General features: G+C 46.8%; 19 protein-coding genes and 1 pseudogene. 14 read left to right on the top strand and 6 right to left on the bottom strand.

Annotated features, from left to right (window positions below; all coding sequences use genetic code 11):
- Positions 1-8 precede the first annotated feature (8 nt).
- A complete protein-coding gene (gene tnpC / locus CHA6605_RS27245) occupies positions 9-1,454 on the bottom strand; it encodes an IS66 family transposase (protein ID WP_015162591.1) in 1,446 nt (481 codons plus the stop codon).
- 170 nt (positions 1,455-1,624) lie between these two features.
- Complete coding sequence (locus CHA6605_RS34645) at positions 1,625-1,771, bottom strand: hypothetical protein (RefSeq protein WP_157260119.1); 147 nt, start codon at positions 1,769-1,771, stop codon at positions 1,625-1,627.
- Positions 1,772-1,870: 99 nt separating this feature from the next.
- Between CHA6605_RS34645 and CHA6605_RS37400 the strand changes: the two genes are divergently transcribed.
- The 3 genes from CHA6605_RS37400 (at position 1,871) to CHA6605_RS27235 (ending at position 4,522) form a co-directional block, all read left to right on the top strand.
- Positions 1,871-1,972, top strand: a complete 102-nt coding sequence (locus tag CHA6605_RS37400; protein ID WP_422678756.1) for a hypothetical protein — start codon at positions 1,871-1,873, stop codon at positions 1,970-1,972.
- On the top strand, positions 1,956-2,570 hold the full coding sequence (locus CHA6605_RS27240; RefSeq protein ID WP_015162590.1) for a hypothetical protein: 615 nt from the start codon (positions 1,956-1,958) through the stop codon (positions 2,568-2,570). The genes CHA6605_RS37400 and CHA6605_RS27240 overlap by 17 nt, the downstream gene beginning before the upstream one ends.
- A 176-nt stretch (positions 2,571-2,746) precedes the next feature.
- Positions 2,747-4,522 carry an N-acetylmuramoyl-L-alanine amidase gene (locus CHA6605_RS27235; RefSeq protein ID WP_015162589.1) on the top strand — a complete coding sequence of 592 codons (1,776 nt, stop codon included), beginning with the start codon at positions 2,747-2,749 and terminating at the stop codon, positions 4,520-4,522.
- 81 nt (positions 4,523-4,603) lie between these two features.
- Here the strand turns inward: CHA6605_RS27235 and CHA6605_RS35915 are convergent.
- A pseudogene (locus CHA6605_RS35915) lies at positions 4,604-4,930 on the bottom strand (IS5 family transposase); the annotation flags it as partial.
- Between the two features lie 817 nt (positions 4,931-5,747).
- Between CHA6605_RS35915 and CHA6605_RS27225 the strand changes: the two are divergent.
- Entirely contained in the window at positions 5,748-7,082 is a 1,335-nt protein-coding gene (locus tag CHA6605_RS27225; RefSeq protein WP_041550068.1) for a deoxyguanosinetriphosphate triphosphohydrolase, read from the top strand.
- A gap of 273 nt (positions 7,083-7,355) precedes the next feature.
- Here CHA6605_RS27225 and lepB (CHA6605_RS27220) read toward each other — a convergent pair whose 3' ends face one another.
- Positions 7,356-7,982 carry a signal peptidase I gene (lepB, locus tag CHA6605_RS27220; RefSeq protein ID WP_015162586.1) on the bottom strand — a complete coding sequence of 209 codons (627 nt, stop codon included), beginning with the start codon at positions 7,980-7,982 and terminating at the stop codon, positions 7,356-7,358.
- Between the two features lie 318 nt (positions 7,983-8,300).
- Here lepB (CHA6605_RS27220) and CHA6605_RS27215 point away from each other — a divergent pair, with 318 nt between their 5' ends.
- The 4 genes from CHA6605_RS27215 to CHA6605_RS27205 all read left to right on the top strand — a co-directional run bounded on the left by CHA6605_RS27215 (position 8,301) and on the right by CHA6605_RS27205 (position 9,855).
- Positions 8,301-8,489, top strand: a complete 189-nt coding sequence (locus tag CHA6605_RS27215) for a hypothetical protein (RefSeq protein WP_015162584.1) — start codon at positions 8,301-8,303, stop codon at positions 8,487-8,489.
- Between the two features lie 306 nt (positions 8,490-8,795).
- A complete protein-coding gene (locus CHA6605_RS27210) occupies positions 8,796-9,227 on the top strand; it encodes a KTSC domain-containing protein (protein WP_015162583.1) in 432 nt (143 codons plus the stop codon).
- A 95-nt stretch (positions 9,228-9,322) separates the two neighbouring features.
- On the top strand, positions 9,323-9,460 hold the full coding sequence (locus tag CHA6605_RS35255; RefSeq protein WP_198288407.1) for a hypothetical protein: 138 nt from the start codon (positions 9,323-9,325) through the stop codon (positions 9,458-9,460).
- Between the two features lie 164 nt (positions 9,461-9,624).
- Positions 9,625-9,855, top strand: coding sequence for a hypothetical protein (locus CHA6605_RS27205; protein ID WP_041548491.1), 231 nt, complete (start codon positions 9,625-9,627; stop codon positions 9,853-9,855).
- Between the two features lie 48 nt (positions 9,856-9,903).
- Here the strand turns inward: CHA6605_RS27205 and lepB (CHA6605_RS27200) are convergent, their stop codons facing one another.
- Complete coding sequence (lepB, locus tag CHA6605_RS27200; protein WP_086936277.1) at positions 9,904-10,692, bottom strand: signal peptidase I; 789 nt, start codon at positions 10,690-10,692, stop codon at positions 9,904-9,906.
- A 77-nt stretch (positions 10,693-10,769) separates the two neighbouring features.
- On the opposite strand from lepB (CHA6605_RS27200), the gene carA reads away from it, so the two are divergent.
- The 6 genes from carA (at position 10,770) to CHA6605_RS27175 (ending at position 15,306) form a co-directional block, all read left to right on the top strand.
- Entirely contained in the window at positions 10,770-11,924 is a 1,155-nt protein-coding gene (gene carA / locus CHA6605_RS27195; protein WP_015162581.1) for a glutamine-hydrolyzing carbamoyl-phosphate synthase small subunit, read from the top strand.
- 299 nt (positions 11,925-12,223) lie between these two features.
- A complete protein-coding gene (locus tag CHA6605_RS27190) occupies positions 12,224-12,568 on the top strand; it encodes an STAS domain-containing protein (protein WP_015162580.1) in 345 nt (114 codons plus the stop codon).
- 26 nt (positions 12,569-12,594) lie between these two features.
- On the top strand, positions 12,595-12,732 hold the full coding sequence (locus CHA6605_RS34635) for a hypothetical protein (protein ID WP_157260118.1): 138 nt from the start codon (positions 12,595-12,597) through the stop codon (positions 12,730-12,732).
- A gap of 158 nt (positions 12,733-12,890) precedes the next feature.
- A complete protein-coding gene (locus CHA6605_RS27185; protein ID WP_015162579.1) occupies positions 12,891-13,325 on the top strand; it encodes a Mini-ribonuclease 3 in 435 nt (144 codons plus the stop codon).
- Between the two features lie 17 nt (positions 13,326-13,342).
- The gene (rlmB, locus tag CHA6605_RS27180) at positions 13,343-14,833 is read left to right on the top strand and encodes a 23S rRNA (guanosine(2251)-2'-O)-methyltransferase RlmB (protein ID WP_015162578.1); all 1,491 of its coding nucleotides are present in this window, start codon (positions 13,343-13,345) and stop codon (positions 14,831-14,833) included.
- Positions 14,834-15,009: 176 nt separating this feature from the next.
- Positions 15,010-15,306 (top strand): DUF1816 domain-containing protein, encoded by a 297-nt coding sequence (locus tag CHA6605_RS27175; protein WP_015162577.1) that lies wholly within the window; start codon positions 15,010-15,012, stop codon positions 15,304-15,306.
- Between the two features lie 333 nt (positions 15,307-15,639).
- Here the strand turns inward: CHA6605_RS27175 and CHA6605_RS27170 are convergent, their stop codons facing one another.
- On the bottom strand, positions 15,640-16,296 hold the full coding sequence (locus CHA6605_RS27170; RefSeq protein WP_015162576.1) for an ExbD/TolR family protein: 657 nt from the start codon (positions 16,294-16,296) through the stop codon (positions 15,640-15,642).
- Between the last annotated feature and the right edge of the window lie 66 nt (positions 16,297-16,362).

The raw sequence follows: 16,362 nt of genomic DNA, 5'->3' as shown, positions 1-16,362 counted from the left end.
GTAAGAATTCAGGTTTGGAGAAGGGGGATGAGAGAAGGCATCGGTAGGTCACAAGAATGGGCAGAGATCGCCTCACGGAAAAAAGTCATGGCCGAACGAGCTTGAAAACGACAGGTTTGAATGACACTAAGTAGATCGGCAGTTTGGCCAAATCGTTCCATTGAGCGAGAGCCACCACAAACTTTCCGCTTGGTCACGGCTAGACGAAGAGAACGTTCGGCTAAATTGTTATCAGGTGGAACAGACGGGTCATCGAGAAAATACCACCATTGGTCTGCCTTATCACGTAATGATTTAAGCAACAGACCAGCAGCATAACCAACCTGACCTAGCCAAGTTTGAAGAGATTGATTTAATCTTGCTTTGAACTCAGTTGCCCACTGACAATAGGTTGATAGATCTCCCCCTTCGCGCCAAAGTCGATGCTGTCTAAAAGCTTCATTAATTAGTTCGATAAATACAGTCGCGACAGTGGCATTATTGTTTTTACCAGGAAGTTTGAACACCCGCTTGAAATGTCGGAGTAAATGAGCCAGACACTTCTGTTGTGCTGAAACTTGGCAACCATTATAGACACTGAAATCATCGGAACTTAATACTCCAGCAAATTCTGTGCCCAACATCGTTTCCAATTCAATCCGTCCACGAGTATCGGCAGCATGGAATAAGCAAAATCCTTCTCCACTAGCTGTCCACAACCATTCCTTCACTCCCATTACACACCAAGGAGTTTCATCTACATGTACATTCGGTCGATGTGTTGCCCATTCCCATAAATCATTAATGGCGGGTTCTACTGTCTGAGCTACTCGTTGATTCGTTTTCTGAAGTGTTCCAGTACCAATGCTGATTCCACCTAATTCCCACACCAATTCTTGTTGCTTTTCATAGGATAAGTGCCCATAATTACCTAGCCATACTAATAGTGCTTGAAGGTTAATGTTTAAGTCTTGCCCTGGGACTATTCCATCGGGTAACGCTCCTCGCACTACCCCACCACATTCCAGGCATTTACACGATCTGGTTTGATATTCTACGACCTCTATGGGCTTGTCTACTAAACAGGCTACCTGTTGTGTGCGATGACTAATTGCTTCACTTAACTCTCTACTTCCACACCACTGACATATTTCTGGCTGGCTGATACAGTATCGATCTACTCGTCCAAATCCTTTGCGGGTTTTTCCTTGATGTCCTGGTTGCCCACCTGGTTTCTTTTTTTGCTCTTCCTCTGTTTGCTCTTTGGCTTTTTCGGACTTCTGGATTAGGTCTAGAGACGGCGGCTGTGATGATGTTTTACTGTTGGTTCTACTTTTCTCTGTCGCAATTGCCAGTTTCTCTTCCAGTTCTTTGATAATTTTTTGCAGCCCCAGCACCAATTCAACCAGTTCCGCTTGGCTCAACTGTTCTATTTCGGTTTTTTCCTGCTGTGTCTTTTCTGCGGGCTTTTTCATGTGTCTACTCTAGCAGATTCTCCCCCCTCTAACATTTTTCACCCGAATCCTTACGACGATCGACAGCTTACTCGATCGAACAAGCAACTCCTGGCAGATGGATGACAGGCAATATCGCCCATCATTTCGATAGTCGATCGCCCAATTAGAGAATGATTATGATTCTCATTTTACAACATCGGTGACACTCGATCGAGCGGTTCCCCTTCAATATTTCCCGATCGAGTTCCGATGATAGTTCGGTTGAGGTAAGTAGTTTGGCTCGATGCCTTGCAGTTGGGCATTTTGGCAAGCAGTAGTCCCTGGCTGGAATTCATCCCAATTCTGACAGATCTGCGCGTAGCATTGAGGGGGCGTAATCGGTAGATTTTTCAGATAAAAGGTTTCAACTCAGTCGCTTTCTCCACAATTTAGGCGTGTGTCTGCATTTTCAGGACGATCCGCTCCTCCGCCATCGCGTCATTCTCAAGCCCAATTGCGCTAGTCTGGAAAACAGGTGTAGTGCTGCTGGAAAATAACACCCGTGCAGAGGTCATCGAACATTATCATCAACGCTATATTACTGTCAAAATCGTCGGCGATCGACCTCGCGATTTGATGACGCTCATTCACCGCAAATTCAGAGAAATTCATGAAGATTTCAAGATACCCGCAGACGCATACGAAACTAGAATTCCCTGCAATTGTCAGACTTGTAAATCCAGCTCGAAACCCTTTGATTTTCCATTGAGTCTATTGCACCAACGTATCGATCGAGGTAAATCTACGATCGAATGTCACCCAAGCGGTGAAGATGTGAATGTACGGGGGTTAATTGACAACATATTGAATGACGATCGATTTGATAATAGGGGAATGGAACGAAATCTCGATTTCGATCGGCGATCGGATCTCGATCGATTAGAATCGAGTAATCGATCTCCCAATATCAACGTTTCGGTAACAGTGCCGATCGATAATCACAATCAACAGGATTCAAGCATGACACAAGACAAAAACTATAATTGGACGGGCGATCGCATTGACGGCGATAAGGTAATAGGGGACAAAGTAGCTGGCAATAAAATGCAAATCATAGAGAAGAGTTACAGCGAATCGTATTTATATAAGGAGTAGGGAGTAGGAACGCAGCGTCGCGGCTCTAACCTCTAACCTCTACCCCCAATACGGTTCGATTAAACCAATTTTTGTTCTAGTTCTAGTCCGCGAAGGCGGACTTTGCATCACTAGCGGCGGTTTCAACCGCTGACTAACCGAACCGTATTGCCTCTACCCCCTACATCGCAACCATAATGAAACAATTCTTTCGCGCTCTACTGTTGGGTTGCTTGGCTGTCTTGACCGCGATCGCCGTCCATGCCGAAGCACCCTCGTTTCAGGTTGTTTATCCGCCCAATAACCACACTACCAAAAGCGATCGGATCTTTTTTATCGGTACTGCGCCAGCGGCGGGGGTAGTCACGGTGAATAGCAATACAATTAGGCGCAGTCGAGCTGGTCATTTTGCGCCCAGTTTCCCACTGCAAGTGGGAGATAATCTCTTCTCCATTCGCTATCAAGACCAAGAGCGCAAAATTAAGGTGAGCCGCGTTGCCAATCAACCCACCTTGCCATCTGGACTGGGCTTTGCTGCCAATTCGTTACAACCCGCGCTGGATATCGCCAGACCGAGTGGCGAACCGATTTGTTTTAGTGCCGTTGCTGCGCCCAACGCCACCGTCTCGGTCAAACTAGCCAACCAAAATATTCCCCTGACTGCCCAGCCACCATCGGCTCAATTACCAGCCAGTAATGCCATCTTGACTGGGCAAAATCAGCCAATTAATCCGAGCAACATCAGTAATTATCAAGGTTGTAACACGATCTCCGCTACCGATCGAGATCTCAATCTGGGCAAGCCAGAATTTCAGCTCGCCTTAAATGGTCAAACCACCACCCAGGTGGGCGGGGGGCAAATTACCATCCTCTCACCAATCCAATTTCAAGTTGCCACAGTGACAGCCCCTGCGGGTGTGGCGCGCACTGGCCCTAGCACCGACTATTCCCGGCTGACCCCGCTCCCCCAAGGCACTCGATCGGTCATTACTGGCCGTGAAGGCGATTGGCTGCGGCTGGGCTATGGCGGGTGGATCGATCGCAAGGAAACCCAAATTCTGCCGTCCGGCACAGTGCCCCCGCGTGCCATCATTCGCAGCGTGGGCTATCGGCAACAACCCCAGCATTTGGAAATGGTGTTTCCGTTGACCACCCCAGTGCCTGTTACCGTTCAACCAAATGGTCGATCTTTGGTGCTAACTTTGCACAACACCACCGCCCAAACTGATGTGATTCGCTTGGATGATAATCCTTTAATCTCTCGCCTCGATTGGCAACAAGTTGCACCAGATCGCGTGCAATACACTTTTAATTTCAAAAAAGACCAGCATTGGGGCTATCAACTACGCTATGAAGGCAGCAGCTTAGTAATGGCACTGCGCCGCCCCCCAGTGTTAGCGAAGAAATCGCGTCAGCCCTTAACTGGCATCAAAGTTTTGATAGATCCCGGCCACGGTGGCAAGGAATCTGGTGCGCCTGGACCCAATGGCTATCTGGAAAAAGATGTCAACTTAATCGTCTCTCGACTGGTGCGGGACGAACTTCGCCAGCAGGGGGCAACTGTGGTGATGACCAGAGAAGACGATCGCGATTTATCCCTACCAGCTCGGATGGCCGCCATTGAGCGCGAATCCCCCACCCTCGCCCTGTCGATTCATTACAATTCTCTACCCGATAACGGCGATTTAGAAAAAACCAAAGGTGTTGGCACATTTTGGTATCACCCCTCAGCCCACAGCTTGGCTATCTTCATGCAGAACTACATTGTCAAGCAAATGAACAGACCTTCATATGGTGTATTTTGGAACAACTTAGCTCTAACCCGACCGACCGCCGCCCCTTCTGTTTTATTAGAGCTGGGTTTTATGACCAATCCCGAAGAGTTTGAATGGGTGACTAATCCGCAACAACAACGCAGATTAGCCCAGACGATCGCCCAAGGTGTTCGAGAGTGGTTGCAAAGCGTTCAATAATTTTTACCGATCGAGTACTAGTACTAGGCGGCATAAGTTAGGGTACCATCTTTCATTATGGATTGCCCAAGGCATCGGCGGTGCCCCTGCACTATGCTGGTATGCACGGACAATTGTTGAATCAATCATGGCATATTCGTTATCAGCATCTGTGGCTAAATGCTCAAATACGCTCTCCCATACTCCGGTTTTTGACCACCGACTCAAGCGTGTCTGCACTTGCCGAAAGTCTCCAAACCGAGCAGGCACATCTCGCCACGCACTGCCCGAACGATAACGATATAGCACTGCTTCAACAAACAGCCGACGATCTTTTGCTGTGACCCCAACATGACCTTCTTGTCCTGGCAACAAATCTTTAATTCGCTCCCATTGGTCGTCTCGGAGGGCAGATCTTCTGGTTGTCATCGTCTGTTAGTAAATTTTTGACTTTATCTAAGTTTACCTAATTGATGACATGCCCTAGTTTCTACTGGGTTGGGATTGCAATGGCGCAGCGATAATCTCAGCGCGCGCATCGAGTGGGGAATTCCATTCGTAAATGCTTCGGCTCAAAAAAACTCATGGCAAGATAACGGCTTATATTTTTCTCTGCGCTATTTTCCCTAAATTAAACTCACAAGCTAAATTACAAAGAACTAGTATTCTTACATCTTGAAACCACTTTGTTTTTGCCCCATCGTAGCGTTAATGCCAAACGGGGCATTTTTTTAGGGCGATCTTTTCTAAAGCCGTGAGCATACCTAATCTGGCTGCGCGATCCCTCTTCGTAAACCTCTTGGGACTGGCTCGCTCAACGCCAGCGGAGGGTACCCTAGTGTTGTCATTAGATGCAAAGCATCTAAACCGTAATCCAACACTAGGGTACCCTCCGCACAGTTAAGAGTGAACCAGTGATGTGTGGCTAGACTAAACGCAAGGATGACGATCCATCATCCGGGTTGCAAGTGGTATCGATCGCGCAGAAATTAGATAAGTACTCAAGTACTTAAAACATTCTACCACAATCGGTTTCGATTTAAAGATTGGCTCGCAAATATTTAGTCAGTATATTATTTGTGGGTACTATACCCTAGGGAGATGAGAATTATTACCAAAATGTAAGCTGTAATTGTTACCCTAGAGATAGGGTGCTCGCCGCCGATCGACATCGAAAATCGGCACGAAAGTTGAAGTGAAATCACGATCGAAATTTATGAGCGAGGTAACTCTTCAGATGGATCGAATGCAATGGGTAAAACTTTTTTCCCGTAAAAGATATGGAGTAGCTCAACTCGAACACAAAGAAGCCGGACGGACTCATTTTCACAAAGATATCGATCGGATTATTTTCTCTAGTGCTTTTCGCCGCCTCAATCATAAAACGCAAGTACATCCGCTACCCGAAAATGATAATATTCGCACCCGATTACCTCACAGTTTAGAGGTTTCATCTGTGGGTAGAAGTTTAGGTACCAAGGTTGGCGAAAGATTAGCCAATGAATTAGCCGGGATCGACATTGCACCATCTGATGTCGGCGATATCGTACAAGCTGCCTGTCTGGCTCACGATATCGGCAATCCTCCTTTCGGGCACTCTGGCGAAGAGGCTATTAGACACTGGTTTCGCAAACATAGCAATCTAAAATTTGTCACAAAATTGAGTCATGCCGAACTAAATGACTTTCAAAATTTCGAGGGTAATGCTCAAGGATTGAGAGTAATTGCCAAGCTCGAATATTATTTGTTTGAAGGAGGAATGAGACTTACTTATGCAACTTTAGGTACATTTCTCAAGTATCCTTGGACTTCGGAGTTACTATCGATCGAAAAGAAGTATGGTTGCAATCAAACCGAGCGCGATATTCTCTCGGACATCGCTACCGAACTCGGCTTGCTCGAACGCGCTCCCATGGCTTGGAGCCGCCATCCGCTAGCATATTTGATGGAAGCAGCAGATGATATTTGTTATGCTCTAATCGATCTCGAAGATGGTATTGAGATGGGCTTTATTACTTATGATGAAGCGATCGATATCTTAAAGATTGTCTACAATTTTGATGAAATTCCACCCCTACATTCTAGTTGTGTGGGGACTGACTTAATTGGTCGGAAAATTGCGATCGCGCGAGGTAAGGCGATGAATATTCTCATTGAGGGTGTTGTCGATGCTTTTGTCAAGCAAAAAGACAATCTCTTGCAGGGACATTTCATGTATGACGATCTGATTGATGCTTGTGGCGGTCGCATCAAAGAATGCGTTACCATCGCTAAGAATACTGCTAAAAATAAAATCTTTAACGATCCCCGCAAAATCCAAATTGAAGTCGGATCTCATGCCACGATCGATGTATTATTAGATGCTTTTATTGCCGCAGCATATAATCTAATTATCCACAAAGATCGCGAAGAATTAACCGAGCGACACATTAAAATCTTGGCGATGATGGGCGGACATCAACCCCAGTCAGATTGGTCTTTGCATCATGCTTACATGCATGTTTTAGATTTTATCTCTGGCATCACCGATCGACAGGCTGTAAATATTACCAAACAAATTGACGCGATGAATTATCGTTAGCAGTAGCTCGTCGCTCGTATTAATCTGTCGATCGATAGAGAGCAGCGGACAAACATACCAAGCCAAGGCACCTTTCGTTTACCCTTTACCAAAAAAGATAGATGTAAATCCTTCCTGCTGACAGATGAGATCGAATAAGATTATTTATTCTCTTGTCTTGTCTGGCATAATCCGGAGGAAACCTCCGTAAGCGCAAGCCGCTATCCTTCACAGAAAAGTAATTGTCAATTATTCGCCCTCTCCCCGACCATCGATCGTACCCGATCGATTACGCTACTTTGTATATTCAGGCTGAGAATCGATCCCGCCTACTCGCTCGATCGGCCAAAATCTGACTGTCGCTTTGCCCACAATTTTATCCTTAGGGACGAAGCCCCAAAAGTAACTATCGTAGCTATTATTGCGATTGTCACCCAAAACTAAATAATTGCCTTTAGGCACAATGCCATCAGGAGTTAATGACGTGCTGCTCCAATTGTAATTAGGAGCTTCCTCGATATAATTTTCACGTAATAATTTGCCATTGATGTAGACCTTACCACCTTTGATATCGACTCGATCGCCAGGTACGCCGATTACCCGTTTGATAAAAGCATCCTTAAATTTTTCTTTTTCTAGTTGGGCGGTAGGATTGAAAACAACGATATCGCCACGAACGGGATCGGAAAAGCGATAACTAATTTTATCGATAATCAAGCGATCGTCAATTTGTAATGTCGGTAGCATCGAACCCGAAGGGATATAACGCGCTTCAGCTACAAAGCTCCGAATCCCAAACGCCAGTACAGCACTCAAGCCGATGGTTTTGATTGTCTCTATCCACGGATTGTCGGCTTTTGGAGGTGTCAGATTAGCTTCCGATTGAGATTCAGGCTCAGATTTAGGTTGTTCGCGATCCATAAAACCGATTGAAGAAGTGGGCTGGTTAGTGAATTGATGAGATTGAGAGAAAATCGAGGTGATTTTGCGGCTCGCGGTTGCGCTGACGCCTAAACGACAGGATCTCGATCCAACAACCTCTACGATCGTGCTGTAAAATCTTACTCAGATAGTTTAGAAGATCGCAAACAATTGTCAAAATCAGTCTCAATCTCGCTTACTTGTAGTTTCGATCGCACCGAGGCGACGCACGAGTGGTGAGATCCAGACACTCATTGCTATCTTTGCAAAATTGTTTTGCGTATAGACCATTATGACCTTTATTTTGGACGATCGAGTATGAGCGTTAATTCTTTGCTAATCCCTCATGCTCGGCTCCTCTTGGTTGATGGTAACTGGTTGACAGCAGATGTATTAGTTCGTGACGAACGCATTGTCGAGATTGCGGCGGAGATCGCCGCTAATGATGCAGCTAAACAGATCGACGCAACTGGCTTGGTTTTGTTGCCCAGTATCATCGATCCGTAAGTCCACGAACTTACTGCAATCTTAAAATACTACCGATCTTTTTCTGGAGAAGCTACGCCAACGAGCAATCTGCTGATTGGGTTCGGTAACCGATGGGAACAGTCGGCAGCATAATTGGTTTCATAGGTCGGATCTTACCGTTGTCATTACTTTAATCCCGATCGTTGCCATCTGCTCCTAGTTCTCGGCTTTAATACGTAAAAACACTACTCGATCGCCTCAACTACAGCCTATATGATACAATAGTACTGTATTGTTGCCTGAAAATAACTAACGATCGCACTTGTAGCAGGAGCACAAACTCAGATGAAGCTAAGTAAAATCGATTTAAGCAGCTTGAAAGCGATCGCGCACGATGATGATGGACTCAAGCTAATAATCGAACGCGAAGATGAGATCGAGTATATCGAAATTCCCGCTCCATTAGCCGCGTATGAAGGCTTGCAACTACTCGATCGAATTATTGCATCTACACCCGCAATGCTCGGAACGAGCGGCTACGCCAACGAGCCGTGCGAAGAACACATTGAGATGTTGCCAGCCCATTCGACGATGGCGGCGCAAGTCGGCTACGATTACGAGCGGGAGATTTTGCAGATCGAGTTTAATAGTGGCGCAGTGTACCAGTATTCAGAAGTAGAACCGGAACTTTGGGAAGATTTGCAATCAACAGACTCGATCGGCAGCTTTTATAACCAAGAAATTAAAGGCTATTATCCATCGGCTAGAATCGAGTAATTAACGTCAGATCGCCACTGAAGTGGACTAAAGAATCTATCCGTCCATTTCAGTGGACTTTCTTAGTTAGCCCGCACTTAAGTCGCAGGTGGGTAATGAGCGAAGCTGACATCGATCGTACAGATTTTGTGACCGACCGAAGACTCGATCGAGTCAGTAGGCCAGAATTATTAGAGGTACAACTTGTCAATGCGATCGCACCATTTTTAATTAACAGTCGGCTCAAACCATGATTAATGAGATCGAGATTTGATTGATGGTATGGCACGCATTTACGATCCGCTCGTCACTGGAATTAATCTACCATAAATACCTTTATTCGGTCATTTTCTCAAGGATTATTTTCCTTCGCCTTGGTAGTCGATCGTGTTTAATTAGATTGTGGGGGAGGGCGGGTTTGTTTGAGACTTATGGTGCGATCGCCAGTTATCTGAGTACCAATCACACCCTATCCTATCTCAATCTAGGTAGAGTTAAGTTAGGCGATAGATCTCAATTTTTATTATTTGATGCTTTAACTAACAATCGTACATTAACACATTTATTTGTCAGCGGTAAGTTAATCCAGAAATTACCTCGCTACTCGCAGCCAAACGCTCGATCGCTCCTACTACAAACAACTATTTAATTCGGAGCGTCTATCGCTAGTAACTTGGATTAGTCTGACGTATATCGATTACTTGCTCTCCAGTTTCCAAATCAATTTACCAACAATCAGATCGCGAGTCACAAAGCCCCAGTAATGACTGTCGTAAGAATTATTGCGATTATCGCCTAAAACAAAATAGCTATTTGCAGGCACCAGAACTAATTTGTGGCTATAACTAGGCGGTTCGAGAATATAATTTTCTTTTAAGGGCTTGCCATTAATATAAACCTTACCATTTTGAATTTTAATCTTGTCTCCTGGTAGCCCAATAATTCTTTTGATAAATTTGTCATTAAATTTTTGTCTTTTGAGTTGCTCGGTAGGATTGAAAATAATCATGTCTCCCCGTCGTGGAGCTTGGACTCGATACGCTGTTTTGTCAATAATGAATCGCTCGTTAACTTTCAGTGTAGGTAACATCGAACCCGATGGCATATAGTACGCAGCCACGACCTCAGAGCATCTTGTCGCAGGCAGCCATCGATCTTCTGAAAAATCGATTTCAGAAGATCGATTTAGATCTCCTTGAAGTAGATTTTTAATTAAAGAAATACATAAAGAGGCTTGCGGTAATGGGGTATTGGGATTCACTGGAGGTGAAAACTTGACCCGACACTGTTGGATGATTCGTCGCTCCTGTTCTGACGCTTGCCAATTACCCGCTCTAGCTCTGGAGATCGCGTCTGTAAATACTTTTTGGCAGAAAGATTCCGATAAAATTGGGCTATCTGTAGAGACATCGCTCCATGCGGGTCGATCGACGATCGCGCCCAGGATCGCTAATGAAAGTATGATGATTTGGGAGTATTTTTGCATGGGTAGCATTGGCGATGATAGCAATTAGTAAGGGATGGTATAATTGCAACCGCTATAATAACCCGTTTGTAAATACTATGTCCGTTTCTGCGGTATTGCCAGCATTATTGGTTCTAGCAGATGGCACAACCTACCCTGGTTGGTCGTTTGGAGCGATGGGTACCACCATTGGCGAAGTTGTCTTCAATACCGGGATGACTGGTTATCAGGAAGTACTTACCGATCCCAGCTATAGCGGTCAAATTGTCGTGTTTACTTATCCAGAATTGGGTAATACAGGTGTCAATCCTGACGATGAAGAGTCTCACGCGCCACACGTTCGGGGCGCGATCGCGCGCAATGTCTGCTATCGTCCGAGTAACTGGCGATCGACGGCTTCTTTGCCTAAATACCTCGAACACCACAATATTCCAGGTATCTATGGGATCGACACCCGCGCGCTGACTCGCAAGTTGCGATCGGCTGGAGCTATGAATGGGGCGATTTCGACCGAAATTCTCGATCCGGCGGAACTGCTCAATCTGGTGAAGTCGGCACCGAGTATGAGTGGCTTAAATCTCGTCGATAATGTGACTACCAAAGAGGTGTACGAGTGGTCGCAGCCGAGCGAGGCAATGTGGGAATTCAAACCCGCAGCGGCTGCTGGCGATAGCCAACCATTAACGGTTGTCGCGCTAGATTTTGGCGTGAAGCGAAATATTCTCAAGCGGTTGGCAAGTTATGGTTGTCGGGTCATTGTCGTCCCAGCTAATACCTCCGCCGCCGAAATTCTCAAGCACGATCCCGATGGGATCTTCCTCTCAAATGGCCCTGGCGACCCCGCCGCCGTCACGGAAGGGATTGCTACGACTAAAGAGTTATTGAGTGCTGACAAGCCGATTTTCGGCATCTGTATGGGTCATCAAATTCTCGGTCTATCCCTGGGAGCGGAAACCTTTAAACTCAAATTCGGTCATCGCGGACTCAATCAGCCAGCCGGACTAACCCAAACGGTAGAAATTACCAGCCAAAATCATGGTTTTGCACTGACGGCTGAGTCATTAGGTGCAGATATAGAAATCACGCACCTGAATTTAAACGATCGCACCATTGCTGGATTACAACACAAAACGCTGCCCTGCTTCTCAGTGCAGTACCATCCGGAAGCTAGTCCTGGCCCTCACGATGCTGACTATCTGTTTGCCAAATTCGTCCAGCAGATGCAGGAAGTTAAATCAGGAGATAGAGAGTAGCAGCCTATAGGTGTTGTTACAATCGTGAGTTAAATCTGTGGGATGCGATCGACAGCCATCGACTCAGTAGGCACAGGATAAATTTTTACCGGGGCATTATTGGCTCAAACATAGCTGTCGCACAATGTTAGATGGACACAGCACCGATTGGCATCTATCGCCTCAATCGATCGGAAGTTGACAAGATGACCGTAATTTGTGATAAATCCAGAGTATTGTTTAATATCGCCTACAGATAAATCATTTATTTTAAGTAAACATTTAAGGAGGCTATTATCGCTGAACCACTAAGCTTAACCGTGAGTCTCCGAGGCACTCGCGAAGTTAAAGATAACTACCAACTCTTCCGCCTCACCGGATTACTCGACGCATTTTCCGAGCCAACTTTTAGAAAGGTGATGGACAAGTGCGTCGAAGAAGGGCCAATAAATCTGATTTTAGATTTATCCAAAATCGATTTTGTCGATAGTTCGGGACTAGGCGCGCTCGTGCAACTAGTCAAAAAAGCTCAAGGTGTCCAAGGAACCGTTCAAATCGTTACGAATGCGCGGGTAACCCAAACTGTCAAACTCGTAAGATTAGAGCAGTTCTTATCGCTTCAAACCTCTGTCGATGCTGCATTAGCACGAATCGAACCAGGGTAAAAATAACGGAGATCGGCATTATTAACATGACCGATCTCGTAATAATTAATAGTTATGTCAGGGTGCCATCACTGGGTTGGTGGCGTTTTTGTCATCCCACATCTGCTGAAACTGTTGCCAACCGCCGCGAAATTCAGACCGGATTTGGGATCGGTCGTAATTGATTGGGTAGGTCGGCGATCGTGTAAGATAAGAGACCGCTCATCCCGAATTGCCTAGCTGCTAAGTTTAATGTCAAAATCTATCAATTCCTACCAGTTTCGAGAAATCTTGATAAAATCGGAAAGCTGAGTCAAAATTATCTAGCTAATTAGAGATCGCTGTGGGTGAAACCGAGCTACCACCAAGCTGGCAACAGCCGAATATTTTAGCTATCCACCCCAACCAAGTGCCGCAACTGTCACCAGCAGCTCTAGCATATTTGGGCGATGCTGTGTACGAACTATACGTTCGCACGAGATTTTTGTTTCCGCCTAAACGTTCTCATGATTATCATCGTCAAGTTGTCGCACAAGTACGTGCTGAAGCGCAGTCTAGTCATCTGCAACTACTCCTACCCCATCTGACATCCGTAGAATTGGATGCCATCCGGCGAGGAAGGAATGCGGCGAGTGGTCGTCCGCGTCGCCTCGATCCCGAAGTTTATCAGCAGGCTACCAGTTTTGAGACATTAATCGGTTATCTTCATATTACCGATCCCCCACGGCTGTGGGAGTTACTCGCTCTACTCCCACTCGATCCGGCTCCAGCCCCATAATAATTAGCTAACATCACATGGTATTTAAACCTCGTCGCTCTAGTGGCGGCAAACCTTTCCCACGTCAAGGAGATCGCGACGGTTCGGGAAGTGGGGAGCGCGATTATCGCCCCAGCCGCAGTGCGGATAGTAGACCTAGTAGTTCGGACAGATATCGCCCCAGCGACGCACCGCGTCGTAAAGAAGGTGGCGACTCCAGTTATCGCGGCAAACCCGACGACCGCGCGGGAGATCGTCGTCCGCGCAAGACCGATGGTGCAAATAATTTCGATCGAGATCGTAGCTATCGTCCGCGTCCGACTGAAGGCGGATCGAGTTTCGACAGACCCAAGCCCGATCGGAAATTCGGTCGTCAGGATAAGCCCCGCGAGGATCGTCAGGATTGGGGCGTACCTCGTCCAGAACGTTCCAAAGATTTTTCACCCCGTCAGGACGGTTATAAGCCTCGTGGAGACGATTCCTTTGGCGATCGTCGGGGCGATCGGGATGGCGCGGATCGCCGACCCCCTCGTCCTAATTTCAATCGAGACGACCGTCCTTCCAAATTCAGCGATCGCCGTCAAGACGACCGTCCGTCGAAATTTAGCGATTCTCATTCTGAGAGGCTCCGCCAACGCCGTCCGGAAGATCGCGGCCAAGATTTTGGCGGCAAACCCAAAGAATGGCGCGATCGTCCGCCTAGCCGCAACAATCGCGGCGGTTGGCAAGATCCCCCCGCACCAGAAATTACCGAAGAAGAAGTCACCGATTATTTGTACGGTAAGCACTCAGTCTTCACCGCGATCGAAAACGAACGCCAAATCAATCGAATCTGGGTACTTTCCAAACTCCGCCACCATCCCGCCTTCTTCACCCTCATCGACCAAGCCAAAGCTAATGGTACGGTAGTCGATGAAGTGGACAACCAAAGATTGAGCTATCTAGCCAATGGTGGCAACCATCAGGGGATTGTCGCCCAAGTCGCCCCCCATGACTATCTAGAAATCGAAGAGCTAATCGCCCAAGCATTAGCAGCTTCAGATGCACCCGTTATCGTCGTCGCCGACGGCATTACCGATCCCCAAAATCTCGGCTCGATCGTGCGCACCGCAGAAGCACTCGGCGCACAAGGCGTCATTATCCCCCAGCGTCGCGCTGTTGGGATCACTTCCACCGTGCTAAAAGTAGCCGCTGGCGCACTAGAGCACCTGCCCGTCGCTCGTGTCGTCAATCTCAGCCGCGCTTTAAGTCAACTCAAAGAAGCTGGCTTCTGGATTTATGGCACCACGGCTGATGCCGAACAGGCAGTCTATAGCGTCGATTTTACCGATCGACGTCCCGTCGCGCTCGCCATTGGCTCTGAGGGCGACGGACTGAGTTTGCTAACTCAAAAAGGTTGCGACCATTTGGTGTCGATTCCATTGAGCGGAAAAACACCCAGTTTGAACGCCGCCAATGCTGCTGCGATGTGCCTATATGAAATATCGCGCCAGCGTTTGTCAAATATGTTACGGCTTTCTGAGCGTTAAGCAGATATTTTGGGATTATTTAGTATCTAAGCCTTAATATTCTTCAAAGTCCATCAACTTATTAACCTCTTTTGAATGTTAAGCAGATATTTTGGGATTATTTAGTATCTAAGCCTTAATATTCTTCAAAGTCCATCAACTTATTAACCTCTTTTGAATCGGCGGAATCTATACCAATGAATATTCAAGATATCTGGAGCAGTGCGCTCCACCTCGTAGGACAAGCTTGGTGGGTCGAAATTACCACAGAACGGCCTCACTGTACCTATTATTTTGGGCCGTTCGCGACCGCTGTGGAAGCTGACGAGGCTAAAGTGGGCTATGTCGAAGACTTAGAAGGTGAATCAGCCCAAGGTATTCAGGTAGCAATCAAACGTTGCAAGCCAGTTCAAATGACGATCGATTATGAGGAATCCGCTCGGGAACATTATAATTCAGTCGTAAAAACACCTATGAGCGGTCAATACGGCTAGCGAAGGTGCGATCGACACTAGTTTGACAAGATTAGTCGAATTATAAATTTAGGGTACTCACGATGGCCACTACAGCTCGATCGAGCTATGGGTTGCCCACCGCGTGGGTACCCTACTTATTACCTGCAAAACGGGTAAAAGCCGCATCACAGATCCAATCATGTTTGGTTAGACAGTCAAACAGCGGTTGTGTCTTTTGTTTACGCAGTTGAATGGGTGGGTTTCCCGCCCATCTGGATAATATCGGTCGCTCGATTCTTTCCGAACAGATCTCAACTGGGTTCGATCGGAAGTGAGTATCCGAGCGAGCTTCTGAATCGCTCGCTCGTGAATCTAAGGCTTGGGCGATCTAATCGGAGCCACAGAAGGAGTTGTCGTCGCCGCAGGAGTTACGGCAGGAATTGGTTGTGTCGTAGGCGTGACGGGGATTGGTTGTGTCGCAGCACCAGTTGCTGGAGTCGGCGCACCAGTATTGGGCTGTACTGTTGTAGCTGGATTGACACCTTGGTAAGGATTGTAAGGATTGTAGGGGTAACCATAGCCAGTCGGATTGGGGATGACTGGCGGCGTGGGTGCGGCGGTATTGGATGGTAGAGTAGCTAGTGCGACGCGATCCCCAGCGACACCTCTAAGCGCATCGAGGACTTCGACGACCTTATTGTAGCTGACTTGTTTCGACGCATATAACACGATCGAGCTATTGGGGCGCGCTTGACGGTACTGTTTAACGGCTTCTATTAATTGTCCGGGTACCAACATCGGCTGCTGTTCGAGAAACAATTGTCCCGCATCATTGAGACTGACCATCAGCAATTCTCGTGCGGCTGGCGTGCCAGTAGTTGCTGAGGGAATATCGACACCGATCGCCTGCTGTCTGGCTACCTGAAGCCCAGCTAATAAGAAAAACGTCAAAATGCAAAAAATTACATCAATCAGTGGTACTAGCTCGATTCTCGGCTCGGTGTTGGTATTACCAGAATTTATCTTCATAAGTTGAAATTTAGGGGTTCGCAGTTGCAGCGCAGACTCTCAAGCGTTTGTGTCGATCGTTTATAA

Source organism: Chamaesiphon minutus PCC 6605 (genome assembly GCF_000317145.1).
Taxonomy (GTDB): Bacteria; Cyanobacteriota; Cyanobacteriia; order Cyanobacteriales; family Chamaesiphonaceae; genus Chamaesiphon; species Chamaesiphon minutus.
This window is presented reverse-complemented; position numbering and strand designations above follow the sequence as displayed.